This window comes from Streptomyces luomodiensis (assembly GCF_031679605.1).
GTDB classification, from domain to species: Bacteria; Actinomycetota; Actinomycetes; order Streptomycetales; family Streptomycetaceae; genus Streptomyces; species Streptomyces luomodiensis.
The window spans coordinates 4,062,613-4,088,116 of the sequence record NZ_CP117522.1 but is presented as its reverse complement, the minus strand read 5'-3'; the positions used below and the strand labels follow the sequence as shown (position 1 = coordinate 4,088,116).

General features: G+C 71.1%; 20 protein-coding genes. 8 read left to right on the top strand and 12 right to left on the bottom strand.

What is annotated here, in order from left to right:
• Positions 1–54: 54 nt before the first annotated feature.
• The 7 genes from PS467_RS17195 to PS467_RS17165 all read right to left on the bottom strand — a co-directional run bounded on the left by PS467_RS17195 (position 55) and on the right by PS467_RS17165 (position 6,701).
• Positions 55–918: a hypothetical protein gene (locus PS467_RS17195; RefSeq protein WP_311036037.1), complete on the bottom strand. Its 864-nt coding sequence runs from the start codon at positions 916–918 to the stop codon at positions 55–57.
• A 355-nt stretch (positions 919–1,273) separates the two neighbouring features.
• The gene (locus PS467_RS17190; protein WP_311036036.1) at positions 1,274–4,024 is read right to left on the bottom strand and encodes a KGGVGR-motif variant AAA ATPase; all 2,751 of its coding nucleotides are present in this window, start codon (positions 4,022–4,024) and stop codon (positions 1,274–1,276) included.
• A gap of 20 nt (positions 4,025–4,044) precedes the next feature.
• The gene (locus PS467_RS17185; protein ID WP_311036035.1) at positions 4,045–4,467 is read right to left on the bottom strand and encodes a hypothetical protein; all 423 of its coding nucleotides are present in this window, start codon (positions 4,465–4,467) and stop codon (positions 4,045–4,047) included.
• Positions 4,468–4,653: 186 nt separating this feature from the next.
• Entirely contained in the window at positions 4,654–5,193 is a 540-nt protein-coding gene (locus PS467_RS17180) for a DUF4232 domain-containing protein (protein ID WP_311036034.1), read from the bottom strand.
• Between the two features lie 214 nt (positions 5,194–5,407).
• A complete protein-coding gene (locus PS467_RS17175; protein WP_311036033.1) occupies positions 5,408–5,689 on the bottom strand; it encodes a DUF397 domain-containing protein in 282 nt (93 codons plus the stop codon).
• 6 nt (positions 5,690–5,695) lie between these two features.
• Positions 5,696–5,824 carry a DUF397 domain-containing protein gene (locus tag PS467_RS17170; protein ID WP_311036032.1) on the bottom strand — a complete coding sequence of 43 codons (129 nt, stop codon included), beginning with the start codon at positions 5,822–5,824 and terminating at the stop codon, positions 5,696–5,698.
• Positions 5,787–6,701, bottom strand: a complete 915-nt coding sequence (locus PS467_RS17165; protein WP_311036031.1) for a helix-turn-helix domain-containing protein — start codon at positions 6,699–6,701, stop codon at positions 5,787–5,789. The genes PS467_RS17170 and PS467_RS17165 overlap by 38 nt, the downstream gene beginning before the upstream one ends.
• 168 nt (positions 6,702–6,869) lie before the next feature.
• On the opposite strand from PS467_RS17165, the gene PS467_RS17160 reads away from it, so the two are divergent.
• The gene (locus PS467_RS17160) at positions 6,870–7,328 is read left to right on the top strand and encodes an ATP-binding protein (RefSeq protein ID WP_311036030.1); all 459 of its coding nucleotides are present in this window, start codon (positions 6,870–6,872) and stop codon (positions 7,326–7,328) included.
• Positions 7,329–7,401: 73 nt separating this feature from the next.
• Here the strand turns inward: PS467_RS17160 and PS467_RS17155 are convergent, their stop codons facing one another.
• The 4 genes from PS467_RS17155 to PS467_RS17140 all read right to left on the bottom strand — a co-directional run bounded on the left by PS467_RS17155 (position 7,402) and on the right by PS467_RS17140 (position 15,727).
• A complete protein-coding gene (locus PS467_RS17155) occupies positions 7,402–8,283 on the bottom strand; it encodes a carbohydrate ABC transporter permease (RefSeq protein WP_311036029.1) in 882 nt (293 codons plus the stop codon).
• Positions 8,280–9,653, bottom strand: a complete 1,374-nt coding sequence (locus tag PS467_RS17150) for a carbohydrate ABC transporter permease (RefSeq protein ID WP_311036028.1) — start codon at positions 9,651–9,653, stop codon at positions 8,280–8,282. The genes PS467_RS17155 and PS467_RS17150 overlap by 4 nt, the downstream gene beginning before the upstream one ends.
• 24 nt (positions 9,654–9,677) lie before the next feature.
• Entirely contained in the window at positions 9,678–11,036 is a 1,359-nt protein-coding gene (locus PS467_RS17145) for an ABC transporter substrate-binding protein (RefSeq protein WP_311036027.1), read from the bottom strand.
• 167 nt (positions 11,037–11,203) lie between these two features.
• Positions 11,204–15,727 carry an FHA domain-containing protein gene (locus tag PS467_RS17140; RefSeq protein ID WP_311036026.1) on the bottom strand — a complete coding sequence of 1,508 codons (4,524 nt, stop codon included), beginning with the start codon at positions 15,725–15,727 and terminating at the stop codon, positions 11,204–11,206.
• 754 nt (positions 15,728–16,481) lie between these two features.
• Here PS467_RS17140 and PS467_RS17135 point away from each other — a divergent pair.
• From PS467_RS17135 to PS467_RS17120, 4 genes are all read left to right on the top strand, one after another.
• Positions 16,482–18,167, top strand: a complete 1,686-nt coding sequence (locus PS467_RS17135) for a serine/threonine-protein kinase (RefSeq protein ID WP_311036025.1) — start codon at positions 16,482–16,484, stop codon at positions 18,165–18,167.
• Between the two features lie 295 nt (positions 18,168–18,462).
• Positions 18,463–19,806 carry a serine/threonine-protein kinase gene (locus PS467_RS17130; RefSeq protein WP_311036024.1) on the top strand — a complete coding sequence of 448 codons (1,344 nt, stop codon included), beginning with the start codon at positions 18,463–18,465 and terminating at the stop codon, positions 19,804–19,806.
• A gap of 40 nt (positions 19,807–19,846) precedes the next feature.
• The gene (gene prfB / locus PS467_RS17125) at positions 19,847–20,959 is read left to right on the top strand and encodes a peptide chain release factor 2 (protein ID WP_268972415.1); all 1,113 of its coding nucleotides are present in this window, start codon (positions 19,847–19,849) and stop codon (positions 20,957–20,959) included.
• Between the two features lie 288 nt (positions 20,960–21,247).
• Positions 21,248–21,946: an LPXTG cell wall anchor domain-containing protein gene (locus tag PS467_RS17120; protein ID WP_311036023.1), complete on the top strand. Its 699-nt coding sequence runs from the start codon at positions 21,248–21,250 to the stop codon at positions 21,944–21,946.
• Between the two features lie 125 nt (positions 21,947–22,071).
• Here the strand turns inward: PS467_RS17120 and PS467_RS17115 are convergent, their stop codons facing one another.
• Entirely contained in the window at positions 22,072–22,266 is a 195-nt protein-coding gene (locus tag PS467_RS17115; protein WP_268972413.1) for a hypothetical protein, read from the bottom strand.
• A 330-nt stretch (positions 22,267–22,596) separates the two neighbouring features.
• Between PS467_RS17115 and ftsE the strand changes: the two genes are divergently transcribed.
• The 3 genes from ftsE to PS467_RS17100 all read left to right on the top strand — a co-directional run bounded on the left by ftsE (position 22,597) and on the right by PS467_RS17100 (position 25,487).
• Positions 22,597–23,286 carry a cell division ATP-binding protein FtsE gene (gene ftsE, locus PS467_RS17110; RefSeq protein ID WP_030835764.1) on the top strand — a complete coding sequence of 230 codons (690 nt, stop codon included), beginning with the start codon at positions 22,597–22,599 and terminating at the stop codon, positions 23,284–23,286.
• Positions 23,287–23,295: 9 nt separating this feature from the next.
• Positions 23,296–24,207, top strand: coding sequence for a permease-like cell division protein FtsX (gene ftsX, locus PS467_RS17105; protein WP_268972412.1), 912 nt, complete (start codon positions 23,296–23,298; stop codon positions 24,205–24,207).
• Between the two features lie 68 nt (positions 24,208–24,275).
• Positions 24,276–25,487 carry a S41 family peptidase gene (locus tag PS467_RS17100; RefSeq protein ID WP_311036022.1) on the top strand — a complete coding sequence of 404 codons (1,212 nt, stop codon included), beginning with the start codon at positions 24,276–24,278 and terminating at the stop codon, positions 25,485–25,487.
• Positions 25,488–25,504: the final 17 nt, after the last annotated feature.

Below are 25,504 nucleotides of genomic sequence, written 5' to 3'. Positions count from 1 at the left end.
TGCCGGAACGCCCCATAAAAGCCCCCTTTCGGCCCAGCTCCCCACCGGGGTCGCTCAGCAGGCCGCCCGCAGGTCCTCGCCGGAGGCGGCGGCTCGGCAGTCGCGGCAGCGGCCGCCGGTCGCGGAACGGAAGGCGCGGTCGCAGCCGTGGCAGGTCCGCCAGGGGAGGACGGGCGGCGGGCTGGGTGAGGCGGCCGGGGTGGGTACGGGGAGCGGAGCCTCGTTGAGCCGGAAGGCGAGGATGCGGGCGGGACGGGTCAGGAGGCGATCGGGAAGCCGTGCGGTGAGCGCCCGGGTGATCTGCGCGGGCCCGACACCGGCGGAGAGCCATCGGGCGACGGCGGGCGCGAGTTCGGCGACGTCCCGACGGGAGAGGATCAGCCGGGGGTCGAGGACGCGCAGCGAGGCCAGGATGGTGACGGCCTGCTCGTCGGCCTCGGAGAGTTCGGCCTCGGAGAGTGAGGGGGCCGACGGCTCGGGCGCCTGCGGTGCCGTACGCGGGGCGGGGACGTCCTGCGCCGGGCTTGGCCGGGACCTTCGGGGACGCGGTGGGGTGGGCGGAGGGCAACCGTCTGGGACGTCGTAGAAGTAGGTCCGGGTACGGATGACGCCCCCGGGCCCGCGCTCCCGCCGCCGCTCCAGGTAGCCGGCGGCCTCCAGCTCCCGTAACGCCCGCGAGATCAGGATCTCGCCCTCGGTGAAGTGCTCGCACAGCGCGGCGATGCTCACGGGGGTGCCGTCGGGGAGCGAGGAGATGTAGGCCGCCACGCCGATCGTGACCGCGCTTCCGCGCCGCTGCGCGAGGGCGTTGGCGATGACGGTGAAGTCGGCGGTGAGGCGGGTACGGACGTGGATCACGCCGGAGGTCGGAGCTCCGGCGTCGGCGCGCTTGGGCGCGTTAGACTGCGGCTCAGCCATCGGGAAGCTCATCTCTTCCTGAATCGGTCAGGCCCTCGATCGGGATTGCCGTCCCGGCGGGGGCCGTCGTCTGTTTGCGGTTGTGTTGCGGTGAACGTAACGACCGGCGTGCTTCGCCCGCAAGCTGGTCACTCGTACGGGTGACCAGCGAGAAGGGTGGGTGGGCGGGAGTTCTCTATCCCGGTTCTTTGAGGGAGTCCGCGGCCCGCCGGACCCCCGCGTACGAGGGTCCGGCGGGCCCGGAATGACGATGGGGACCGGCCCCTGGCCGACTCAGGGACGGCGGCCGGTCTTCAGCTCGCGTATGAATGCGTCCCAGGAGACCGTCGCGAAGGTCAGCGTGATGCTCGGGCGCTTACTTCCGCCACAGCACCTTGGCCCTTCGCTCACTGCCGTATCCCAGCCCGTGCCGGTAGATCTCGGCTACCCAGTAGCGGCCATCGTTGCCTCGTGCGAAGACGCCGGAGTCCACGAGAAAGTCCGCTTCCTGTACCTCCAGCCCTACCTCCTCCAGCCAGAAAGGCACCGTGACGGGCTCGCGGACCTGCTGGAGTCGGCTCAACAGATTACCGATCTCCTGGCTTTCGTCTTGGATCGCGCTGATTTTGATTCTGCTGCATGCGAGCAGTGCTTTGCGCATGGCGCTTGGTACGAGCACGCGGTCTTCCCACTGTGCCTGGGGAATCGACTGACGAGCTGCTTCGGCCAGGAATACCACGACGTCCCTGGCCTGCACCTGGTCCCTGAAGTCCCCGAGAGCGGCGGGCACCCATAGGTGGGAGCGTGCTTCCTTGGATTTCTCCGTACCCATTTTCCACCCCCACACCGGGATGAGGGCTTCCACCAGAGCGTCGTAGGGCAGCTCCGCGATCTCAGACTCTGGCATGGGCTCGGGCAGGGCGTCGGCATGCGCGGTGACCCACAGCGCGAGGCGCAGCGCTTCCTCTTTGTCCCAGCGCAGCGCATACGGTTCGTATCGGGCGAGGAGTTGCTCGCTGTTCTGCCGGACCGCCCGCTTCACCAGATCTCGGCGTACGAAGACGACCAAGCCGAGAGGGCGCCCGCGCAGCGAACGCAACCAGGCAAGCACGTCGATCAGAAGGACGCGCAGTGCTGTGTGCTTGACCTCGCTGTCCAGGGTCTGCAACAGGTCCTCGAGCCCGTCGATGACGAACACCGCTCGCGCCCGCTTACCCAGGTCTGTGAGTGCCGCTTCCGCGTCGTCCCGGGCCGACATCGGAACGCCTGCCGCGATGGCCAGACACTCGAGCCACAATTTCCGCCAACTCAACTCGTCGCGGGCATCAAGTGTGGCAAAACCCTTCCTCAGACGGTCCTTGATCTCTTGAGACGTTCCGGCTGTGTCCGCTGCTTCGCTGTGGATGGCGGCGAAGGATTCTCTGAGATCCTGAGTCGTCAGGTCGTCATAGTCGAGGTTGTCGGACTCCAGCACGGGGACGACCGGCAGGGACAGTCGGACACCCTTGATGTCCGACTGCTCGGCGAACTCGCTCCACGTCCGAGCTGCGCACGCCTTCGCGTACATAAAGGTCTTGCCGGCCCCTTTAGCACCTACGACAAGGGCCAGTGGGGGCTCTGTGCGATGGTCCCCCAGCAGTCTGCGGAGTGGATCGGTCACAAGGAAGCCGCTGGCCGAGGACATGCCCGCTCGCTCGGCATAGATGAGTGGCTGCGCGGTGTCCGCGAGGCGCTGGCGAAGCATCGTGTAATCGACATCAGCCTGTGGCCCGTCCGCCTTAGGCTCCGTCCGGGTGACCGGAGTGGGCACGATCGATTCCAAAGCGTCTGTCACATTGCAGCTTTCCAGCACGCGCAGTACGGCGTCCCAGCTGGACGGGAGGGCGAGCAGCTCTTCCCGGAATGGACTGAGCAGGGGTTGTGACAGAACACCCGAGTCAACTTCACCGGTTTCACCGGAGCCGGCATCCATGTCCGCTGTGCCATCGGGCTGCCTCAGCGAGGAGAGCACCGCAGTTCTCAACTGGTTCCGTGCCTCTTGCGCTTGGCTTTCGTGCACATCCTGCCGGAACTGGGTAATGATCACCGAGCTTGCTGGGTCGGTACCCTGGAGCGCCGGCGCTCGTCGTCCTAGTTGCTTCAGTAACGTCTCGGTACCCGCGAGGGACTGGTGGCTCAGAGTGGTGACGAAGACACGTTGGACGCGTGGGTCGAGCAGGATGGGTGCCGACAGTTCGGATGCTCCAGCTCGCAGATCCACCACCACGGTGTCCGCACCCGCACGTGCGGCGAGCGCCGCCAGCGCCTCCGTCAGGAAATACGCTGGGCGTCCAGGCGCCAGTAAATCCGCCGGTTCGATGCGCGGCGGCCCCAACTGTGGCCTTCTGCTCGTGGGGAGCACGGTCACACGGCCACCGCTTGCGAACCGTCCGACTTGTTGGTTCGGCAGGTACTCGGCGGCGATGTCCACGGCAGCGGACCAGCTTCCATCCTCGGACCCCTGAAGCAGGGCGAGCAGATCCTCGTAACAGAAGTCGAGCTGGCCTCCCTGAGCCTTGTGCATCCACGTGATTCCCGGCGCTTCAAGGTCCGCGTCGATCAGCAGGACGCTTCCGCCTCGACGGGCAATGGCGTCGGCCATTGCGACGGCGTGCACTGTGCGCCCGACTCCCCCTTTGAACGAGTGGAACGCCACCAGTTGTACATCGGCGGGAAGCCGATCGTCGGCGGGGCGCTCCAGCGGATGGGCCAGCTGCGAGGTGATGTGCTTCTCGCGCAACAGTGGGATACGACGCGGTGGGTTCGCGTTCTCCGGCTCCGGGCTGAGAATGACGGGCATGCCCGTGAAATCGGCCGTTCGCGGGTCGTCGAGCCGCAGCATCAGGATGCTGTCACGCCATTCGGTCGAACCTGCTCCGAATGCCTCGTCCAGCCACCGTTTCGCCTCTTCGGCTTCTGTGCCGCTGGACACCACGAGCTCTAAGCCATCCCACCAGCCATCCGCCGCGCGCAGCCATGAGGGCCACTGTCCCGCAGAGGCCAAAGCCGTCAGGTGTTCATCGACGTCTACCCAGGTGAACAGGTGTTCTGGGGGCGTCAGCCCTTCCAGTCCATTCAAACCGGCCACGGTTTCGTCGTCTCCTAGCCTTAGTCCCGCTCGCACCATTTGATCAGAGCGCGGAGGGCTTCCTGAGCTTCCTTCTCATCGGCCGCGTCAAGCTTCGCACCGTAGCGCCATGCCTGATGTAAATCGGCCAAAGGAATGGCCTTGCTTCCCGACGCATGCAGTCGACAGCTCTGGAGCCTGTCGAGACGTGCGCCTAACGTTCGGGGCAGGTTGAGGTCCTTGGCCAGCTTGCGAAGGTCGTGGGTGGGTTCCAAAGCTTCGGTGCCGCGCAGCTTCTGGCGGAAAAGGAGCCGTTCCTTCAGCCCGCACTCGGCTGAGTAGAACAGCAGGAGACCCACCGTGGCTAAATCGCCGAGCTCCCCATGCGCTTCTATCGATTCCGCCGAGCCTCGAAGCTCATCTCGTCTCCGTCGAAGAGCTTTTACGCCTACGTGAAGCACCATGGCGCCATTTTGTCACCGCCGGTCGGCCTCCCGGGACGAGTTCGTGTCCTCCCGGCGGGGGCCGTCGTCTGTTTGCGGTTGTGTTGCGGCGAACGTGGTAGTTCTTCACCCGGTTCTTTGGGGGGAGTTCGCGGCCCGCCGGACCCCCGTGTACGAGGACCCGGCGGGCTCGGAACCGTTCAGTGGTTACAGCCCGACCGGGTTGAGGTACGTGCCCGGGTGGGTGGCGCCGTCCTGCTTGAGGATCTGGCCGCCGAACGGCCACTCCAGGGTGAAGTGCTCCGTCTCGTCCGGCGGGGTGACCAGGAACTTCGCCGGAACGAACTTCTCCTCCTGCGGAGTGGAATCGGCCACCGGGAGCAGGTTGATGGTGAAGCCCGTCGTATCTCCCGGCTCCAGGGCGATCTTCTCGGACGTCTTGGAGGAGCGCGCCAGCGACCAGGTGCCGTCGGTCGTCTGAGCGCCAACCATGTCGACACCCGCGAAGCCGGACAGGGTGCAGGTGCGGTTGCTCTGGTTGGTGAACCAGATGTACGCCTGGGTCTGCTCGGTCTGATCCATCTCCGGCTTCGCGTCATCCCCCGTGGCGAAGCCGGCCTCCAGGTCGGCGGTGTGGCAGCGGGTCGGCGCGGCCTTGGCGGTGGCGGCCGAGGCCGGGATGGCGGTAGCGGCGGTGCCCGCGACGACGACGGCCGCAATGGCCACAGCGGTCAGTTTGCTCTTCATGATGATTCGAGTCCCCTCGCTTGTGAATCGGCGCGCGATGTCGTGCGCGCCTGCGCACCGGAAGATGTGCGGTGCCCGGGGGACGTTCCGTATGCCGGAGAGCCTATTTCCGCCAAACATGCCCCAACTGTCCTCTGTGCGCGAAAACGTGTGTGGTGCGGGCCGTTGCGGCGTCGTGGGGCGGACACCGCAACGGCGCCAGGCAAAGCGGGGATCAGAGGCTGCGGCCGGTCGTCAGTGCATCAACGAAGGCGGCCCAGGAGGCCGCCGGGAAGACCAGCACCGGTCCGTCGGGGTGCTTGCTGTCACGGACGGGAACGACCCTGGTCATGTCGCCTACCTCGACGCAGTCGCCGCCCTCCTGATTGCTGTAGCTGCTCGTGCGCCAGGCGACGCTGTTCAGGTCGAGGCCCGCTACCTCGACACAGTTACCGCCTTCCTGGTTGCTATAGCTGCTCTTGCGCCAGTAAACGACGTTCGAGTCGAGGCCAGCCACGGCGGGTCAGAGGCTGCGGCCGGTCGTCAGTGCATCAACGAAGGCGGTCCAGGAGGCCGCCGGGAAGACCAGCGCGGGACCGTCGGGCCGCTTGCTGTCACGGACGGGGACGACGCCGGGTATGCCGTCGGCCACCTCCACGCAGTTGCCACCCGCCTGATTGCTGTAGCTGCTCCTGCGCCACACGGCGCCGTTCAGATCGGGACGGGACACTCGCTCCACGGTCGTTGCCCTCCATCACGGATCGGATCATGTCGAGCGACATGAGTGGGGGCAGGGATGCTGCCCGCAGCCGATCGTAGGTCACCGCGTAGCGCTTCACATCCGCTGGTTCCTCGACGAGTTGACCGAAGTCAGCCCCCTCCTTGTAGGAGACCTCGACGTCGTCCGGCAGGGTCAGCACTGTTAGGGATCCGCCCATTGCCTCATGACCGCCCTGGTCGAACGGCAGCACCTGCACGGTGATGTCTGGTTCGGCTGCCGCCTCCAGCAACCGACCAAACTGGGATCGCATTACTGCGTGGCTACCGATCGGGCGACGTAACACGGCCTCGTCCAGGACCACCCATAATTCCGGACGGTCCGGGGAACGGAGCCGCTCCTGCCGTCCGAGACGAGCGGTGACGCGCTCCTCCAACTGCCGCTCGCCGCTGAGTAGAGGGTCGAGGCTCAGCACGGCCCGTGCGTAGTCCTCCGTCTGCAACAGGCCGGGTACTACTTGCGCGGCGTACTCACGAATGGACACCGCCCGCTCCGAGTACGCCATGAACGCCCGCGACCAGTCCGGGAACGCCTCCCGGTAGACGTACGGCCACATGTCGATGAGCAGGCTGTCCGCCCCGAGCACCGTGTCGAGCGTCCGTGCCAGCTCGAACGTCGGTTTCGCTCCGGACGCCCGCTCGATCTGGGTGATCCGGGTGCTGACCACATGCGTCCTCTCGCCCAGCTCGGCCTGGGTCAGACCGGCCGCCGTGCGGAGTCTGCGGACCCGCGACCCGAAAAGGGCAGCCATCGATGAGCGAGGATCAAGTTCTTTGGCCAAAACATCACTTCCGTTCCTTACGGCCTGAAAGGTAAGGCGTCGTGGCCTTTCGAGCGTAGACCCGCGACACGATCCTTGGGCACGGAACGTCACGATGCGCACACGCTGCGAATCGTACGGACAATCGATCGGACGGAAATGGACAACACCGTGCTGAAGACGACCACGGCGCCGGACCCGGAACCCGAACTCCGGGAACTCACCCAGCAGTTGCCCGCCACGCCGCGCGGCGCGCGCCTCGCCCGGCGGCTCGCCGTGCGGCGCATGGAGGAGTGGGGCTATCCGCCCGCGTCGGACGCCTCCTGCACGGTGGCTCTGCTGGTGGCGGAGCTGGCCTCCAACGCGGTACGGCATGGCCGCGTACCCGGAAGGGATTTCCGTCTCCGCCTCGCCTGCGCGACCGCGACGCGGACGATCCGTATCGAGGTCTCGGACGCCCGTGAGGACCGGCTCCCGGCCATTCCGCCGACGCCCCTGACGACCGATGACGAATCGGGCCGTGGTCTGCTCCTGGTGGACCTGTTGGCCACCCGCTGGGGCACGGCCCCTCGTGTCCCCGTGGGCAAGACGGTGTGGGCGGAGTGCGGTGCGCCATGACCCGGGGGAAGGGGACGGCCCGGCGCTCCTTGCGAAGGGGCGCCGGGCCGGTAGCCGGAAAGAGTGCGGGCGGTTACTTCACCGCGCCCGCCATCACACCCGCCACGAACTGCCGCTGGAAGGCGAAGAAGACGGCCAGCGGGATGAGCATCGAGACGAAGGCGCCGGGGCCCAGGATGTCGATGTTGTTGCCGAACTGCCGGACCTGCTGTTGCAGCGCGACCGTGATCGGCGGGTTGCCGCTGTCCGCGAAGATCAGGGCGACCAGCATGTCGTTCCAGACCCACAGGAACTGGAAGATGCCGAGTGAGGCGATGGCCGGGCCGCCCAGCGGCAGGACCACGCGGACGAAGAGCCGCAGTTCGCCCGCGCCGTCCAGGCGGGCCGCCTCCAGCAGCTCCCGGGGGATCTCCGCGAAGAAGTTCCGCAGCAGGAAGATGGCGAAGGGCAGGCCGAAGGCGGTGTGGAAGAGCACCACGCCGGTGGTGGTCTGGAAGATGCCGATCTCGCCGAAGAGCTTGGCGACCGGGATCAGCGCGACCTGGACGGGGACCACCAGCAGGCCGACCACGATGAGGAACCACCAGTCGCGGCCGGGGAAGTCCATCCAGGCGAAGGCGTAGCCGGCCAGGGCGCCGATCACCACGACCAGCAGTGTGGCCGGGACGGTGATCGCGAGCGTGGTCCACAGCGAATCGGTGATCTGCTGGTTGCCCAGCAGGTTGTCGTAGCCGCTGAAGGTGAGCTGTCCGGGGTCGGTGAAGACCTTCCACCACCCCGAGAGGTCCACCTGCGCCGGGTCGCGCAGGGAGGACAGCAGCAGTCCGGCGGTCGGCATCAGCCACAGCAGGCCGATCAGGATGAGGACGACCCGCAGCGCCCCGCCGCCGGCGCGGGCGGCGATCCGCGCGATCAGGGGCTGCTTCGCCTGTACGACCGTGTCCGCGCTGGTCATCGGCGGCTCTCCCTTCGGATGCGGCGGATGTTGATGAACATGATGGGCAGGACGAGCAACAGCAGCAGCACGGCGATCGCGCTGCCGAGGCCCTGGTTGACGTCGGTGCCGAAGGACGACTGGAAGAGCTGGAGGGCCAGTACGTTGGCGTCGTCCTGCGACGGGCCCGGCGCGATGATGTAGACCAGGTCGAAGATCTTCATCACGTTGATCATCAGCGTGACGACGACGACCGAGAGCACCGGCGCCAGCAGCGGCACGGTGATCCGCCGGAAGACCTGCCACTCATTGGCGCCGTCCATCCGCGCGGCCTCCATCAGCTCACGCGGCACCCCGGCGAGCCCCGCCGCGATCAGCACCATCGCGAAACCGGCCCAGATCCAGACGTACGCCCCGATGATGGCCGGGGTGACGATGGACGGGCCGAGCCAGTCCACCCCGTTGTACGGCTCGGAGAAGTTCCAGGCGGGCAGCCGCAGCCGGGCGCCCTCGGCCTCGGCGGGAAGGGTGTACGTACCGTCCGCCGACGTCGTCGTCTTCGCGACGACCTTGCCGTCCTTGACCGCCTCGATCTTGAGGTCGGCCATCGCCTTCTCGCCCTTGTCGATGACGCCCTGTTCGCCACCGCCGCCCCGGGTGAAGTCGAACCAGACGGTGCCGGTCACCTTCCCCGGCTCGGCCTTGGCGGCCTTGGCGTCCTGCGCCCCGCTGATGTCATCGCGCTTGGCCGCGACCAGCGGCAGCGCGGCCGGGCTGCCGGCCCGGACGGTGTCCCGGGTGGTGAACGAGCCGTTGGACGACTCGGTCAGTCCGGCGGTGGGACGCGGATGGGCGCCGGGGAACGGCGGCGACTCGCTGAAGGAGTCGTGCACGCTCACCCACATGGCGTTGGCCACGCCCTTGTCCGGGTCCTGTTCGTAGACCAGCCGGAAGATGATGCCCGCCGCCAGCATCGAGATCGCCATCGGCATGAAGACGACCAGCTTGAAGGCGGTGGCCCAGCGCACCCGTTCGGTGAGCACGGCGAAGATCAGGCCCAGGGCGGTGGAGACCGTCGGGGCCAGGATCAGCCAGATGATGTTGTTCTTGATCGCCGTCTTGGTGGCGTCGTCGGAGAACATCTCCTGGTAGTTGTCCAGGCCGACGAAGCCGTTGCCGGAGGCGTCGAAGAAGCTCCGGTAGACGGAGTAGCCGATCGGATAGACGACGAGCGCCCCCAGCAGCACCAGGGCGGGCAGCAGGAACACCGCCGCCAGCCAGGGCCGGGTGCCCAGGACGCCCTTCTTGCTCTTCGCGCTCGGTCGCTTTGCCGGTGGGGCGGACGACGCCCGGCCAGGTGTGGCCGCGCCGTCCGCTGTCGCGGTCGACATGATGTGGTTCTCCCGGTCGAGTCGTCAGTTCTGGTACGCCTTGGCGGCATCCGCTTCCAGCTGGCGCTGGATGCCTTCGACGTTCCTCGGGTTCTTGAGGAAGTCCTGGAGCGCTTTCCATTCGCCCTGGGCCGGCTTGCCGCCGAAGGACGCGGGAGCCTGGTCGGACATGTCGAACCGGAAGTCATTGCCCGCCGCGATCAGCGCCTGTGCGATCTTGCGCATCGAAGCATTGGGATAGGCACTGAACTTGACGTTTTTGTTCGCCGAGATGAACCCGCCGGACTGGGCCCAGACGGTCGCGGCGTCGGGCGAGGCGAGGAAGGTGAGCAGAGCCTGCGCCGCCTTGCTGTCCTTCAGCGCCACACCGACATCGCCACCGGTCACCACCGGCGCCTTGTCACCCACCGCCGGGAACGGGAACACCTTCGCGTCCTGGTCCAGCTCCGCGCCCGCGTCCGCGACGTTGGCGGCGACGAAGTCGGCCTCGAAGACCATGCCCGCGTCCGGCTCCGCCTTGTTGCCGAACGCCTTGGTGACCGAGTCCGGGAACGCGGTCTGCAGCGCACCGCCGCGGCCGCCGGCGACCAGGCCCTTGGCGCCCCACAGCTCGGCGAGCGTCTCCAGCGCCTTCTTCACGGACGGATCGGTCCACTTGATCTTGTGCTGGGCGAGCTGGTCGTACTTCTCCGGGCCCGCCTGGGAGAGGTAGACGTTCTCGAACCAGTCGGTGAGCGTCCAGCCGTCCTGGCCGCCGATCGCCACCGCGTCGGTGCCGGAATCGGAGATCAGCTGGGCCTGTGCCAGGAACTCCCGCCAGGTCTTGGGCACCTTGGCGCCCGCGTAGTCGAACGCGGAGGTGTTGTACCAGAGCAGGGATTTGTTGCTGGCCTTGAAGTACACCCCGTACGGCTTGCCCTCGTACGAGCCGAGGTCCTGCCAGCCCTTGGCGTAGTTCTTGGCCAACTGGGTCCGCGCGGCGGCGCCGAGCGGCTTGGCCCAGCCCTTCTCGGCGAACTCGCGCATGACACCGACCTGTCCGACCATCGCGACATCCGGCGGCGCGCCGCCCGCGATCTTCGAGCCGACGAAGCCCGCCATGTCGTCACCGCTCGGCACGAAGGAGACCTTCGCCCCGGTGCGCTTTTCGAACTCCGCCAGCACCTTGGTGAAGTTCTTCTGCTCGGTGCCCGTCCATACCGCGGTGACCTGGAGTTTCTGCCCCTTCAGGTTCGGCAGTTCCACCGTGTTCGGCGGCGGGCCCCCGCTCACCGTGTCCCCGTCGTCGCCCCCACAGCCCGCGGCGGTGAGCATGAGCGCTCCCGCCGCCAGCAGGGCCACCGCGGCTCGTGTCGAACGCTTCGTACGAAGCGATACGTGCATCCCCGTGTTCCCTCCGATGCCGACCGCCCCCGTGCGGTCGTGTCCCGTGCGAGTAGTCCTACGCCCGGTCACCGAACGTGGCAATACTGTCTCCTGCGTTCACTCACGGATCGTGACCGTGCCGTGATGAACGTGATGAACGCCGGTCGAGAACCGGTCAGGAGCGGTCAGATCAGCGCGGGCGCGGTGGGCGCGTCCGCCGACTGCGCGGCGCGCTGGAGCGCACTGGCCAGAAGCGCCAGGTCGGTCGGACCGTTGCCCAGCTCACGCAGCGGCCGGCGGGTCGGCGGATCGCCCATCCGCCGCCATTCCAGCGGTACGACGGTGGGCCGCTGTGTCGCGGTGCGCGGTATCCGTCCGGTCACCCGGCCCGCCTGAAACGGGGTCGCCGCGGCGTCACCCGGGCGGAACAGCCGCCCACGGCCCGGAGCCGGGTCGCCACCGGAGGCGGCTGCGGCGGCGGGGGCGGTTGTGACCGAGCGTGTCGATGAGGCGGGGGCGGTATGGGGCCTTTCGGGGTCACGGGGGTGGGCGGGGTGTGCGGTGCCTGGGGTGTGCGCGGGGTGTGCTGGGTTCAGGGGGCGTGGGTCCAGGGCGATCCGTAGACCGGCTCGCTCGACGGCCGCCGTGTCCGCCGTACGGTCCGGACGGCCGGACGCCACGACCAGGTGCACCCCGAGGCGGGCGCCGTCGCGGGCGATCGCCTCCAGGGCACGGACGACCGAACCGGCCGCCGGGCGGCCGGGACTGCCGAGGGCCGGGGCCACCAGCGCGTCGAAGTCGTCGACGAGGACGACGAGACGGGGGAGGGGACGGGGACGGGCGGCGGGTGCCGCGCTCGCGGTGCGCTGGGCGCGCAGATTGAGCGTGCGGAGGGTGTCGCCCGGCGGAGGGTCGATGTCGGCGGGCGGCCGGGGCGCGACCACGCGGGCCGCGCCGGTGCCGGGCGCCCCCGCGACCCCGCCCGCGTCGGCGGTGCGGTCGCCGTGACCGCCCTGGCCCTCGCCGGTGAGGTGCCGGGCGTGCCACGCGGTGAAGTCCAGCGGGCCGAGCAGCTCGGCGCGGCGCTTGAGCTCCGAGCTGAGCGCCTGCGCGAACTCCCGCATCCGTACCGGGTCGGTGGCCGTCAGATGCGTCGAGACATGCGGCAGATCCGTGCACACCCGCAGCCCCTCGCCGGTGCCGGTGCCGGTGGCCGTGCCGGTGCCCGCGCCGGTTCCGGTTACGGCCCCGGAGCCGGTCCCGGCGCCGGCACCGGCTCCGTCTACGAGGATGAGTTCGAGCCGGTCCGGCCGTTCGGCGGCGGCGAGCGACGCGGCGAACGAGCGCAGCAGCTCCGTCTTACCGGTGCCCGCCGCGCCGTCGATCAGTGCGTGCGGCCCGTCGGCGGCCAGATCCACCGAGAGCGGGCCGCGCGGCCCGGCGCCGAGCACCGCCAGCGCCCGGCCCCCCGCCGGAACCTCGTCCGCCGCGGCCGCCCAACGGGCCATCAGCGACGCGGGCGTGGCCCGCGCGAGCCCCAACTCGTCCAGCAGTCGCGCCGAGTCCGGCAGCGGGACGGTCGGCGGGCCGCCGGAGCCGCCGGACGCGCCGCCGTGCCCGGCGGTGGCCGGGCGCAGGGGCGCGAGCGCCCGCGCGAACCGCTCGGCCCACGCCGCCGACACCGCGTCCACGGTCACGGTCGTGGTGGCGCCGGTCGCGCCGGTCGCGCCGATGACCCCGGTGGCGCCGGGCGCGTCGGTGACTCCCGTGACCCCGATGCCGCCGGGCGCGGGCCCGTCCCCGTGGACGATCTGTAGCCCCGTGGCCACATCGCCGCTCAGCACGGCCGCCACTCCGCACGCCGCGAAGGGCGCGGAGGCGGCGCACGCGGCCACATAGCTCCTGGGCAGCGGGGAGGTGGGCGACGCGGCGGGCGCCTCGGCCAGACAGAGCAGATGGATTCCGGCCGCCGGGCCGCTCACCGCCAGCCGGGCGAGCGTGTCGTCCAGCGCGGCCGGACCGGGGGCGCCGTCCACGACCACCACGGTGTACGGCCCGGAGTGGCGCGCGGCCGCGGCCGCCGCGGCGGCCGGGGAGGCGCTCGCCCAGCCGGGGCCCAGCGGCCCGTCCTCCAGCCGCCGGGTCAGCTCGGCCGTACGGGCCGTGGCCTGCTCGACGTCGTACGCGAGCAGCAGCCGGCAGTCCTGCCCGCGCAACGGCTTGAGGTGCGGCAGCCAGCCGAGCCACGACCACTCCGCCAGCCGCTCCTCGCGGCTGATCAGCACGATCTCCAGGGCGGCCGGTGAGTGCAGGGCCGCCAGCTGCGCCACGACGGACCGGACGAGTCCGGCCACCCGCGCCCGTGGTCCGGCCAGCCCCAGCGATCCGCTCTGCCGCAGGTCGACGGTGACGGGCGCGGCGGGCAGCAGCCCGCCGCCGGCCGCCAGCCGGTCGGCCGAGCCGAGCCGCACGGCGAGCGCGTCCGGGTGCTCGTGGGCGCGCTCCCACAACCGGGGACCCGGCCCCAGCGCCGTCATCAGCACGGTGGCCGGGTCCGGCCACCGCCGCTGCAACGCCTCCGCCTCAGCGGCCGCCCGCACCGCCGCGTCCCGCGCGCCGCCGTCCTCCCTCGGCTCGCCCCGCTCGGCCGCCTTCCCCCCGGCCAGCTGCCGCACCCAGGCCCCTATCCCCCGCCGCCGCGCCTGCGCCCCCGGCGCGTCCAGCGCATAGGTCCCCACATGCGTGCGATCACCCCCATGCCGCGGTCCGGATCCGCCCTGCCCGGCGCTCCCGCCGTGGCCCGCGCCGCCCTCGCCCGGTCGGCCGTGGCCTGCGGCCGTGCTGTCGTACGAGGGGCCGGCGGGAGCCCCGCCGCGCGAGGCGTTGCCGTAGCCCGCGCCTCCGGTCTGCGGGCCGCCGTGCGGCGTGGCGCCCGGCTGACCGCCGGGATGGGCGCGCTCGGCCGGTTCGCCGTGCCCTTGGCCACGCGGCTGCCCGCCACGCGCGGCGTTGCCGTAGCCCGTCCCGGGGCGGGGCTGCCGACCGGAGTCCGCGTCGCCCTCGCCCTGTCCGCCGTGGCCTGCGGCCGGGCCGCCGTAAGGCGAGCCGCCGGGGCCGGCCGGGGCTCCGGTGGCTTCACGGGGAGTGTGCCGGTGGTCCGGGGTGGCGTCGGCCGCTCGGCCGCCCTGTCCGCCGCGCGCCCACGGTTCCTCCCCGCCTCGCGCGGGCTGCCCCGCGGGGGCGCGCCCAGCCGCTCCGGCCTGTGGGGCGGTGTTGCGTCGGGTGCGGGCGGTGGACGGGTCGTCGTACCGCGGGTCGTCGGTGGCCGAGTACCGCGGACCGTCCCCGCCGCGTGGCGGGGCACCACGGCGGCCGGTGTCCGCTGCGGGGCCGCCGTGGCGCGGGTCCTCGGGCGTGCCGTGGCTCCGCCGCCCGTCGGCCCCCGCGCCGCCGGGGCCCGCCGGGGCGCTGGCCCTCCAGTCGTCCCGTACGTCCTGGGCGCGGCCCGGTCCGTGACCGCCCGGGGTGCCCGGCGCGGGGCGCGGGCCGTCGCCCGTGGGCCGGTCGCCGTGGCCGGTCGGGTGGGTGGGCCCGGCGGACGAGCCGCCGCTGGGTCCCCGGCCGCCGTCGTCCCGCCGGCCGTACGCGCCTTCGGGGCCGGACGCCCCCGAGGCGGGGCCGGTTCCGGGGCCGGGCGGGTCCCCCGCCTGGGGGACCCGGGTCCACCCGGTGTCGGGGTTGCGGTTGGGGGGCGTCCAGGTGCCCTGGGCGGTGTGGGTGGGCGCGGAGGACGGCGGGGCGCCCGTCCAGGGGCCTTCCGCGTGGGTGGAGCGGCCCGTGGCCGGGTCTTCCGGGTGGGTGGGGCGAGTCCCGGCCGGACGGTGGGTGGGGCGAGTCCCGGCCGGACCGTGACCGGGGCGGGCCGTGGCCGGGCCCTCCGTGGGGGCGACCCGGAGGTGGCCCTCCCCATCCGCGTGGACGGGGAGGCGGGTGGGGGCCGACGGGAACGCGGATGCCGCCGAGGGGACGCGCAGCCGCAGGGCGGATTCGCCGATCCGCAGCAGCGCCCCCGGCTCCAGCGGCACCGGCTGGGCGCCCACGGAGACGCCGTCGGCGGCGGTGCCGTTGGTCGAGCCGAGGTCGGCGATGGTCACGCGGCCGTCCTCGGCGACCGTCACCGCGCAGTGCAGCCGGGAGACGTCGGGGTCGTCCAGGGGGACGTCCGCGTCGGCGGAGCGGCCGATGCGGACCTGGCCGCCGTGCAGCAGGTGGACGCCGCCCGCGTCGGGCCCCGCGACCACGTCCAGATGGACCGTGGCGTCGGCGACGGCGGCCTCAGGGAGGCCGGGGTAGCCGGGGTAGTGGCCGGTGTCGGGGTCGGCCGGGCCGTGCAGGGAGAGCACCGCGCCGTCCACCAGCGGCGGCTCGCCGAGCGCACAGCGCTGCGGGTCCAGCCGCTCGCCCCCCGCGTACAGCACCACCGCGCCGCCGCCCCCACCGCTGCCGCCCCCCGCCTCGTACCCGGCCGCGGCGACCGCGTCGGCGAGCCCGCCGGCCACCGAGGCGAGGGCCGTGCCGACGGGGGCGGTGACCAGGACGTCCACCGCGCCCAAGGGGGCGGCGCGCGGGGCGGACGCGGGCGCAGGATGGTGGCCGGAACGGCCCGGGTGGGCGCTGCGCGGCCCGAGGACGGTCAGCCGAATCTGCATCGCCGTCAACGGTCCCTTCTGTCCGGGGGGCCGGGCAGGGTGCCGACCCCCACCGCCGCCCCCAGGCCCTTCGGCACGTACAGGTCCGTACGGGGTCGTACGGGTCACGGAGCGTGAGTCCCCCGGCGCTCGGCGCTTCCGTGCCGCCTGCATCTTCGCACCTGCCGCCGACACTTCGCCCGCCGCCCGGCCTTACATGATCTTGATTGGTCGGCTGGTCGGCCGAAACTGGCTGATTACGACCGGAACGGCCGCTCTTGAGACGCCCGAGGGAACGCGGCCACGATGCGCCCGCGAGATGTTCGTCAGAGCGCCCGCGAGATGTTCGTCAGGCGCCTGAGAGACGCCCGAGAGACCCCTGAGAGAGTCTCGAGAGACGCCTGCGAGATGCCCGTGAGGCACGCCTGCGAGATGTCCGTGAGGCACGCCCGCGCGATCTCCGTGAGGCGCCCGGCGGCGCTCGATCGAGCGGCTCGGACCCCTGCCCGGCCGGCTGTCCCGCCCCCTGCCCGGCTGGCTGTCCCGCCCGCTCCCCGGGTTCCACCGGCAACCATCCGTCCGATTCCCACGTCTTCCCCCGCGCGGACGGCCTGTCGTGATCGGATGGTGATCGGATAGGGCTCGCCGGGTGTCCCCATTACAGTGGGGCGGAACGAGCACCACACACAGACCATCAAGCTGACTCACGCAGCTGATCCACCCAGCAGACCATCGCAGACCACCGATGTAAGACCACGATCAGGGAGCGCATGACGTGCGGCCGGTAGGCAGCAAGTACCTGCTCGAGGAGCCGCTCGGGCGCGGAGCCACGGGCACCGTCTGGCGAGCCCGCCAGCGGGAGGCGGCGGGGGCCGAGGCCGCCGTGGCCGGGCAGCCCGGCGAGACCGTCGCGATCAAGGTCCTCAAGGAGGAGCTCGCGAACGACGCGGAGATCGTGATGCGCTTTCTCCGCGAGCGCTCGGTGCTGCTCCGGCTGACCCACCCCAATATCGTCCGCACCCGTGACCTGGTGGTCGAGGGCGATCTGCTGGCCCTGGTCATGGACTTGGTCGACGGCCCGGATCTGCACAACTACCTGCGCAGCAACGGCCCGTTCACCCCCGTCGCCGCCTCACTCCTCACCGCCCAGATCGCCGACGCGCTCGCCGCCAGCCACGCCGACGGCGTCGTGCACCGCGACCTCAAGCCCGCCAACGTGCTGCTCGCGGGCACCGGCGAGGGCGAGGAGATGCACCCGATGCTGACGGACTTCGGCATCGCGCGCCTCGCCGACTCGCCCGGCCTCACCCGCACCCAGGAGTTCGTCGGCACCCCCGCCTATGTGGCGCCGGAGTCCGCCGAGGGCCGTCCGCAGACCTCCGCGGTGGACATCTACGGCGCGGGCATCATGCTCTACGAGCTGGTCACCGGCCGTCCGCCGTTCGCCGGGAACACCTCCCTGGAGGTGCTCCACCGCCACCTCAGCGAGGAGCCGCGCCGCCCCTCGACCGTGCCCGAGCCGCTGTGGACGGTCATAGAGCGCTGTCTGCGCAAGCGGCCCGAGGAGCGGCCCAGCGCCGAGAACCTGGCCCAGGCGCTGCGCGTGGTCGCGGCCGGTGTCGGGGTGCACGCCTCAGCCGCGCAGGCCGAGGCGGCGCTCGGTGTCGCCGCGCTGCTCGCCCCGGACCCGGCGCCCGCCCCGGTCCCGGACACCGCGCCCGCGGGCTCGGCCGACCCGACCCAGGTGCTGCCCACGAACGCGTCGGGCGGCGCCCCCGCGTACGACCCGGCGGCGCCCACCAATGTGATGCCCACCACCGGGGCGAACGCCGATCCCACCCAGGTGCTGCCCGCCGGTTCCGGACCGGCCGGCGGCGCCGATCCGACGCGCGCCATGCCGCCCGTACCGCCCGGCCAGGACGATCCGCACCCCTGGCAGAGCCAGCTCCGCGCGGCCCGCGACCGCAATGAGCAGACCCAGGTCCAGTACCTCGACCCGAGCCAGGACCCGCTGCGCCGCCGCCCCCACCGCCCCGCGCCGCAGCAGTACCAGCAGCAGCAACCGCAGCAGTACCAGCAGCCCCAGCAGCCGCCCCAGCGCCCGCGGGGCCGCCAGCAGCCGCAGCCGTACGCCCAGCAGCAGCCGCAGCAGTACGCCCCGGCGCCGCAGCACCCCCAGCAGCCCCAGCCCCAGCGCTACGCCCCGCCGCCGCAGCAGCCGGAGCCGCGCCGGGAGCCCCGGCAGCGCGACTCCAACCCCAACCGGATGAAGATCCCGGGTCTGGGGTGCCTCAAGGGCTGCCTGTTCGTGATCGTGGTCCTGGTCGTCGCCTCCTGGCTGGTCTGGGAGCTGACCCCGCTCAAGGACTGGATCGCCGAGGGCCAGAGCTACTGGGACGCCGTCACCGGCTGGATCAACGACGTCAAGGGCTGGATCTCCGACCTCGGCGGCCCGAGCTGACCGACCGGACCGGTTCCGGGCAACCGGCGGCTGACCGACCCGGCCACCCCCCGGGCAACTGGCGGCTGACCGACCCGACCGGCTCCGGGAAAACCGGCGGCTGACCGGCCCCGGCGCACCGAAAGTGCGCCGGGGCCGGACCGCTTCTCCCTCACGACCAGGGCGATTTGTCGACATCCGAAGGGTTTTTCCGCCGCAGAAGTGACAGTTGGCGTCGTCCGGTGCACCCAACGCGCCAGTAGCCGCGTAGCTTTGTCGCCAACGTGCCCCCCTTGTCGGAGGATTCGGAGCAGTCTTGTCACGGAAGATCGGCAGTCGGTACGCCGCGCACCAGCTCCTCGGGCGCGGCAGCGCCGGCACGGTGTGGCTGGGCGAGGGCCCCGAGGGGCCCGTCGCCATCAAGCTTCTGCGTGAGGACCTCTCCTCCGACCAGGAGCTCGTGGAGCGCTTCGTCCAGGAGCGCACGGCACTGCTCGGCCTCGACCACCCGCGGGTGGTCGGGGTGCGCGACCTGGTGGTCGACGGCAATGATCTCGCGCTGGTCATGGACCTGATCCGCGGTACGGATCTGCGCACCCGTCTGGACCATGAGCGCCGGCTGGCCCCCGAGGCCGCCGTCGCGATCGCGGCGGACATCGCCGACGCGCTGGCCGCCGCGCACGCCGCCGGGGTCGTGCACCACGACGTCAAACCGGAGAACGTGCTGCTGGACATGGCGGGCCCGCTCGGCCCCGGCGGTGCGCACCCCGCCCTGCTCACCGACTTCGGCATCGCCCGCCTGGTCGACGAGCCGACCCCGATCCGCGCCCAGCCGGCCCGCGACCGGGCCTCGTCCCCGGGCCGCTCGCCGAACCCGCGCAGTGTGATCGGCACCCCGGACTATCTCGCCCCCGAGATCGTCGAGGGGCTGCCGCCCCGGGCCAGCGTGGATGTGTACGCCCTCGCGACGGTCCTCTACGAGCTGCTGGCCGGGTTCACGCCGTTCGGCGGCGGCCACCCGGGCGCGATCCTGCGCCGGCATGTCACCGAGACCGTGGCGCCGCTGCCCGGAATCCCCGACGAGCTGTGGCAGCCGCTCCTCCAGTGCCTGGCCAAGGCGCCCGCCTCCCGGCTGCGCGCCTCCGAGCTGGCCGCCCGGCTGCGGGAGGTGCTGCCCAGTCTGGCCGGGTATCCGCCGCTGGACATCGACGAGCCGGACGAGTCCGATGAGCAGCGGGAGGCCGAGCGGGAGAGCCGGGCCGCGGAGACCCCGCACCGCGGCGTCGCCGTCCCCGCCCCCGGGCCCGCCCAGACGCCCCCGCGGCGGCGCGGCGCGGTGCCGCTGGTCCCCGGCGCGGTGCCGGACTCCAGCCGCGAGACCCACACCAGCATGCGGGTGCCCAGCCCGGACGAGCTCGCGGGCGGCGCCCACGGCACCGCCCGCGCCCCCCGGGTGCACGGCCAGCGCCGGGCGGGCTCGGCCCGCCACCCCGCCGTCGCGGGCGCGCTGCGCCGCCGCCGGCTCAAGGTGGCGGCCGTCACACTGGCCGCCCTGGTCGCGGTGGTGCTGGGCGGATGGCTCGCGACGGGCGGCGACGACGGCGGCGATCCGCCCAAGGGCGGCGAGCACTCGGCCTCCCACGACCCCGGTACGCCATGACCGGGGACGGTCAGTCTTCCGCAGCGGTTACGCTGGTGCCGTGGCAGTCGTCGATGTATCCGAAGAGCTGAAGTCCCTCTCCTCGACCATGGGGTCGATCGAGGCCGTCCTGGACCTCGACAAGATGAGGGCCGACATCGCCGTGCTCGAGGAGCAGGCGGCGGTCCCGTCCCTGTGGGACGACCCGGAGAACGCGCAGAAGGTCACCAGCCGGCTCTCCTACCTCCAGGGGCAGCTGCGCCGGGCCGAGGAGCTGCGCGGCCGGATCGACGATCTCGACGTGCTGTTCGAGCTCGCCGCCGCCGAGGGCGACGAGGACGCCCGCGCCGAGGCCGAGGCCGAGCTGGAGGCGGTGCGCAAGGCGGTCGACGAGATGGAGGTGCGCACCCTCCTGTCCGGCGAGTACGACGCCCGTGAGGCGGTCGTGAACATCCGCGCCGAGGCGGGCGGGGTGGACGCCGCCGACTTCGCCGAGCAGCTCCAGCGGATGTATCTGCGCTGGGCCGAGCGCCACGGCTACAAGACCGAGGTCTACGAGACGTCGTACGCGGAGGAGGCCGGCATCAAGTCGACCACCTTCGCCGTACAGGTGCCGTACGCCTACGGGACGCTCTCCGTCGAGCAGGGCACCCACCGGCTCGTCCGCATCTCGCCGTTCGACAACCAGGGCCGCCGCCAGACCTCCTTCGCGGGTGTGGAGGTCCTCCCCGTCGTCGAGCAGTCCGACCATGTGGAGATCGACGAGTCCGATCTGCGTGTCGACGTCTACCGCTCCTCCGGCCCCGGCGGCCAGGGCGTCAACACCACCGACTCCGCCGTGCGGATCACCCACATCCCCACCGGCATCGTCGTCTCCTGTCAGAACGAGCGCTCGCAGATCCAGAACAAGGCGACCGCGATGAACGTCCTCCAGGCCAAGCTGCTCGAGCGGCGCCGCCAGGAGGAGCAGGCCAAGATGGACGCGCTCAAGGGCGACGGCGGCAACTCCTGGGGCAACCAGATGCGTTCGTACGTCCTGCACCCGTACCAGATGGTCAAGGACCTGCGCACCGAGTTCGAGGTGGGTAACCCGCAGGCCGTGCTCGACGGTGAGCTCGACGGCTTCCTCGAGGCCGGGATCCGCTGGCGCAAGCAGCAGGAGCAGGGGAAGTAACCCCGCCCGCCGCCCCAAAAAGCCGCGCACACCGGGGTTTTGGTCACAGTCCTGTACCCATGTACCCGTCAAGCACTTCCATAGCGGACATCTCGCATGCAATGGCCTTGACGGTGATCTGAAAACTGGGAAGGCTGACGCCCGGCATGCGTATGACTGGGGCGCGTGTGAACGGGGGCCGGCGGACCGCCTCAGACGGATGGGGACCGCCGAGATCAGACACCCCGAGCCGTTGCCCCGTGCATAGCTGCTCCATTGACGAGTACAGCTACTGGGGGTAGCAGGCAGATGACGAAGAAGACGCGGCTGCGCGTTGCGCGAATAGCGGCCGGCGCGGTGATCGCCGCCGGCGCGTCGCTCACCGCCGCCGGCGCCGCATCGGCCGTTGGCGTTGATGTCGGTATCGGTGGAGTCGAGGCGTCGGTCAACGCGGACGAGAACGGTCTCGACGTCGGCCTCGGCATCGGCAAGGGCAAGGGCAAGCCGACCGAGCTCCCGACGCCGACCGACGACCCGACCTCGATCCCGACTCCGACCGACGAGCCGACCGACCCGCCGACGGACGACCCGACCGACCCGCCGACGGACGACCCGACCCAGCCGCCGACGGACGACCCGACCGACCCGCCGACCGACGACCCGACCGATCCGCCGACGGACGAGCCGACCGACCCGCCCACGGGTGGGCCGACGGACGGGCCGACCGGCGAGCCCTCCGGTGAGCCGAGCACGCCCGGTCAGGGTGGCGGCGGCGGTGGCGGTGACAGCACCTGCACCGTGGACCTCGACAGCACCAACTGCGACGACAACACCGGCACCGACAACGTCGGCTCCCAGCCGGTGGAGCAGGGCAAGGCCAAGGAGCAGCTGGCCGAGACCGGTGCCTCCGAGACCACGTTCCTGCTGGTCGGCGCCGCGACCATGATCGCCGGTGGTATCGGCTTCCGCCTCATGCCGCGTCTGGTGAACCGCAACAACGTGGCCTGATCACGCGCCTTACGCACGGTAAGGGGCCCGGAGCGCTGCAGAGCTCCGGGCCCCTTGTGTGTTCAGAGTGCGTGCAGGGTGTGTCCGGGGCGGACACGTGGCGTATACCGCGCCTTAACGCGGCGTTACGCCGTCGCCATCTCATGTGCGAGCACGGCCACCGCGATCAGCGCCACCAGCAGCGCTATCAGCGCGGCCGGGGTCAGTCCGCCGAAGAGGCCGTCCTGCTGCAGGCGCTCCCTGCTGGCCCGGCAGACCGGGCAGCGGCCCTCGCTGACGGGGCTCGCGCAGTTGGCGCAGACGAGCCTGTCGTACGTCATGCGCTTTCTCCTCCCGCGCGGCGGTGCCGCAGTAGACACGGGGCCAACGCTCAGGGAAATGGGTTGGTTCCCCTTCCACTGTGCCAGCTTCCGTCCGGTTCGGCGCGCCCCGCACGATTCCGTGCCGTATCCGTACCGGTTCCGTGGCCGTTTCGGCCGTCCCGACGGGCGGATTGTCAACCGTTTGACCCCAATAGTGGCGTGAAGAAACGCACCAACGCCGGACGGCGGACTGCGCGCCCCTGTGCGGTTCGCGTATGGTCACGCTCACCGACGGGAGCCGCTTCGGCTGCAGCCCGTACCGCTACCCAGGTCGACCTTGGTGCTTCAGTGATCCGATTCGACAACGTATCCAAGACCTACCCCAAGCAGAACCGTCCCGCACTCCGGGATGTCTCGCTCGAGATCGAAAAGGGCGAGTTCGTCTTCCTGGTGGGCTCCTCGGGGTCGGGAAAGTCCACTTTCCTCCGGCTGCTCCTCCGCGAGGAGCGCGCCAGCCATGGCGCCGTCCATGTGCTCGGCAAGGATCTCGCGCGGCTGTCCAACTGGAAGGTGCCGCAGATGCGCCGCCAATTGGGGACCGTCTTCCAGGACTTCCGGCTGCTCCCCAACAAGACGGTCGGGGAGAATGTCGCCTTCGCGCTCGAGGTGATCGGCAAACCGCGCGCCGCCATTCGGAAAACCGTCCCCGAGGTGCTCGATCTCGTAGGACTGGGCGGTAAAGACGACCGTATGCCCGGCGAGCTCTCCGGTGGTGAACAGCAGCGGGTGGCCATCGCCCGCGCGTTCGTCAACCGTCCGATGCTGCTGATCGCGGACGAGCCGACGGGAAACCTGGACCCGCAGACCTCCGTCGGCATCATGAAGCTGCTGGACCGGATCAACCGGACCGGCACCACGGTCGTCATGGCCACGCACGACCAGCAGATCGTGGACCAGATGCGCAAGCGCGTGATCGAACTTGAGAAGGGCCGACTCGTCCGCGACCAGTCCCGCGGCGTCTACGGCTACCAGCACTGAAAGGACGCCATGCGCGCCCAGTTCGTCCTGTCGGAGATCGGCGTCGGTCTCCGCCGCAACCTCACGATGACCTTCGCGGTGATCGTCTCCGTCGCCCTTTCGCTCGCCCTGTTCGGCGGGTCCCTGCTCATGCGCGAGCAGGTGAGCACGATGAAGGGCTACTGGTACGACAAGGTCAACGTCTCGATCTTCCTGTGCAACAAGAACGACAAGGAGACCGCGGCCAATTGCGCCAAGGGCGCGGTCACCGAGGCTCAGAAGGCGGATATCCGCTCCGAGCTCAAGCGGATGAACATCGTCGAGTCGGTGCAGTTCGAGACCAGTGAGGAGGCGTACAAGCACTACAAGGAGCAGTTCGGCGACTCGCCGCTGGCCTCCTCGCTGACCCCGGACCAGATGCAGGAGTCCTTCCGCATCAAGCTGAAGGACCCCGAGCGCTTCGACGTCATCTCCACCGCCTTCGCCGCCCGCCCCGGGGTGCAGGAGGTCCAGGACCAGAAGAGACTGGTCGGCGACCTGTTCAACCTGCTCAACGGCATGAACTTCGCGGCGCTCGGCGTGATGACGCTGATGTTGGTCGTCGCGCTGATGCTGATCGTCAACACGGTGCGGGTGTCGGCGTTCAGCCGCCGCCGGGAGACCGGGATCATGCGGTTGGTCGGCGCGTCCAGCTTCTACATCCAGATGCCGTTCATCATGGAGGCCGCCATCGCGGGGCTGCTGGGCGCGGGTTTCGCCTGTGTGCTGCTGGTGAGCGTGCAGTACTTCCTGGTCAACAACTGGCTGGTGGACAAGATCGATGTGATCAACTTCATCGGCTGGGACGCGGTGCTGGCCAAGTTGCCCCTGGTGCTGGCGATTGGGCTGCTGATGCCCGCGCTCGCGGCGTTCTTCGCGTTGCGCAAGTACCTCAAGGTGTGACATTCACCTAGGGCGCCGTACCGGACAACTCGCCGTACGGCGCCCGTTGGTGCCCTACACTCACCGGCATGTCGGGCCCGTGTTTGTTCGTCCAGCCCCGCCGCATTCGCCGTGGGGCCGCCCTGACATTGGTCTTCGTCAGCGTGCTCGCCACCGGGGCGGCCGTCGGTTCCTGGGGCGCCGAGCCCGGACCGCGCCGGACCTCCGGGGCCGGCCGGATACCGGCCCGTGCCTATGCCGGCGCGGTCGAGAGCGACCAGGTCAAGGCGGCCGCGGCCGCGGCCCAGGAGGACGGGAAGTCCGCTTCGAAGGCCGCCCGTGAGGTGGTGAGCCGCAGCGGAGACCGGTGGGGCGCGGTCTACAGCGCCCGTGAGTACGAGGGCTTCCGCCAGAACCTGGACGGGGTGTACGTCGGCGTCGGGATCTCCGCCCGCCGGGACGCCCGCGGGCGGATCGCGGTGGAGCGCGTCGAGCCCGGCAGCCCCGCCCAGAGGGCCGGCGTCCGGGCCGGTGACCGGCTGCGCACGATCGATGGCGACGGGGTGACCGGCCGGCCCGTCACCGAGGTCGTGGCCCTGCTGCGCGGCCCCGCCGACGGCTCCCCGGGCAGCCGGGTGCGGCTCGGGCTGTCCCGCGGCGGCCACGAGTGGACGCAGACGCTCCGCCGGGCCCGGCTGACCACCGACCCGGTGACCGTCGACCGGCTCAGCGATCAGGGCGGCGACAGAGCCGGCGCCGTCCGGATCAAGGTCGACTCGTTCACCAAGGGCACCGGGGAGCGGATCGGGCGCGCGGTGCGCGCCATCCCCCAGGGTGACGGCATCCTCCTCGATCTGCGGGGCAACTCCGGCGGACTGGTCTCCGAGGCCGTCACCGCCGCCTCCTCCTTCCTCGACGGCGGCCTGGTCGCCACCTATGACGTCCGGGGTGACCAGCGCGTGCTCAACGCGCGCCCCGGCGGCGACACCGACAACCCGCTGGTGGTGCTGGTCGACGGCGGCACCATGAGCGCCGCCGAGCTGCTCACCGGCGCCCTCCAGGACCGCGGCCGCGCCGTCGTCGTCGGCTCCCGGACCTTCGGCAAGGGCTCGGTGCAGATGCCGAGCGAACTGCCCGACGGCTCGGTCGCCGAGCTCACCGTGGGCCACTACCGCACCCCGGCCGGGCGCAACGTCGACGGCGAGGGCATCGACCCGGACCTCGCGGTCAAGGGCGACGACGGCCCGTCGGCGGAGGCGCGGGCACGCACGGTATTGAGTGGCCTCGGGGGCGGGTCCTAGTGCGACAATGGCCTGGC

Excerpts from the sequence above, each read along its gene's own strand:
- PS467_RS17195 (WP_311036037.1), bottom strand. The coding sequence starts at position 918 with ATGGCTGAGCCGCAGTCTAACGCGCCCAAGCGCGCCGACGCCGGAGCT.
- PS467_RS17185 (WP_311036035.1), bottom strand. The coding sequence starts at position 4,467 with ATGGTGCTTCACGTAGGCGTAAAAGCTCTTCGACGGAGACGAGATGAG.
- PS467_RS17180 (WP_311036034.1), bottom strand. The coding sequence starts at position 5,193 with ATGAAGAGCAAACTGACCGCTGTGGCCATTGCGGCCGTCGTCGTCGCG.
- PS467_RS17165 (WP_311036031.1), bottom strand. The coding sequence starts at position 6,701 with ATGGCTGCCCTTTTCGGGTCGCGGGTCCGCAGACTCCGCACGGCGGCC.
- PS467_RS17160 (WP_311036030.1), top strand. The coding sequence starts at position 6,870 with ATGGACAACACCGTGCTGAAGACGACCACGGCGCCGGACCCGGAACCC.
- PS467_RS17155 (WP_311036029.1), bottom strand. The coding sequence starts at position 8,283 with ATGACCAGCGCGGACACGGTCGTACAGGCGAAGCAGCCCCTGATCGCG.
- PS467_RS17150 (WP_311036028.1), bottom strand. The coding sequence starts at position 9,653 with ATGTCGACCGCGACAGCGGACGGCGCGGCCACACCTGGCCGGGCGTCG.
- PS467_RS17145 (WP_311036027.1), bottom strand. The coding sequence starts at position 11,036 with ATGCACGTATCGCTTCGTACGAAGCGTTCGACACGAGCCGCGGTGGCC.
- PS467_RS17140 (WP_311036026.1), bottom strand. The coding sequence starts at position 15,727 with ATGCAGATTCGGCTGACCGTCCTCGGGCCGCGCAGCGCCCACCCGGGC.
- PS467_RS17120 (WP_311036023.1), top strand. The coding sequence starts at position 21,248 with ATGACGAAGAAGACGCGGCTGCGCGTTGCGCGAATAGCGGCCGGCGCG.
- PS467_RS17115 (WP_268972413.1), bottom strand. The coding sequence starts at position 22,266 with ATGACGTACGACAGGCTCGTCTGCGCCAACTGCGCGAGCCCCGTCAGC.
- ftsX (WP_268972412.1), top strand. The coding sequence starts at position 23,296 with ATGCGCGCCCAGTTCGTCCTGTCGGAGATCGGCGTCGGTCTCCGCCGC.
- PS467_RS17100 (WP_311036022.1), top strand. The coding sequence starts at position 24,276 with ATGTCGGGCCCGTGTTTGTTCGTCCAGCCCCGCCGCATTCGCCGTGGG.